Source organism: Bartonella sp. AP40SXNS, assembly GCF_042195825.1.
Taxonomy (GTDB): domain Bacteria; phylum Pseudomonadota; class Alphaproteobacteria; order Rhizobiales; family Rhizobiaceae; genus Bartonella.
In genome coordinates, this window is the sequence record NZ_JBHIPB010000079.1 from 1 (window position 1) to 1,203 (window position 1,203).

General features: G+C 36.9%; 1 protein-coding gene. It reads left to right on the forward strand.

Annotated features, from left to right (window positions below; genetic code table 11):
• Positions 1-309: 309 nt before the first annotated feature.
• Positions 310-1,047, forward strand: a complete 738-nt coding sequence (locus ACFILZ_RS09815; protein ID WP_375611062.1) for a hypothetical protein — start codon at positions 310-312, stop codon at positions 1,045-1,047.
• Positions 1,048-1,203: the final 156 nt, after the last annotated feature.

The window sequence follows — 1,203 nt, forward strand, 5'->3', positions numbered from 1 at the left end:
AAATACAAAAAAATATCAAAAAAGATAAAATATTATTTGACAATAAATACGTATTTTGTTATATAAATAATCAAGTGATAGAAACACTTAACGATTAGCGGATAGGTTACGAAACAACCTCTCCCATGTCTTTAAAATACTGACTTTCTTTTATGCTGTGATTAGCATATATGATGATTTTGTCGGGTGTAGTTACGCCATACAATACTCTTATGAGAAAAGCGTAACAACGGACTAATCGCCGTGTTTCTAGCGCCCGATGCTCTTATAGGGTGTCAATAGAAACTTTCTAACGATTAGGTTTTAAATATGACAAATATCTCAAAAAATACCCCCATTAATAAGAAAAAAACATCAAAAAAATATGAATTTACTAGTGAAATGGATTGCGTAGCTGGTCATTTCTTATATCGCATCCGTGCTTTAAGAGATTTTGGGGATGTCAAGGCGGGCGATCTAGGCGGTTTTATTGAAAAGGAAAGCAACTTATCTCACAAAGGAAATTGCTGGGTTTATGACAAAGCGCGTGTTTTTGAAAATGCAAGGGTTTCAGGCAATGCTAAAGTCAAAGGCTTTTTTGTAGACGTTTATGGCGATGCACGTATTTATGGAAATGCTATTTTTCAAGGCATGGCAATAAATGATTATTGTGAGGTTTATGGCAATGCTCATGTTAGCAATGCCGTTGTAATTGAAGGCAATGCTAAAATTTATGATAACGCCCGTGTCACTGATCATGCTCATATTTGTGATGATGCCGTTATTTGTGATGATGCTCATGTTGGAGGCAATGCAAAAATAAGCGGCGCTGCTCATATTTGTGATGGCTCGCGTGTTTTTGATGATGCCGTGGTTTGTGGGGCTCTTATCTCTGGCGATTCTTATGTTCACAGCGCCGCCTCTTTAACAGCAGATGATCATATTTGGGATGAGGCATATCCAGAATTTGGGAGTGAAGATGATTATTACCGTCATGAGTATTATGCTGATTGTGAAGGGTATTATGACGATGATAATGACAGCGAATATGAAAATGATGCTGCGTAAATAACGCGCGGGCGCGGCGGGGGCGCCCCCTTTTAACATTTCATTTTAAAATTTAATCTTCTTTATAAAGGAATAGTGTTATGCAAAAAAAGTTTGCACTCACAAATGAGACACGTGTATTTAATAATCAAACTCTTTATCGCATTAAGGCATTAA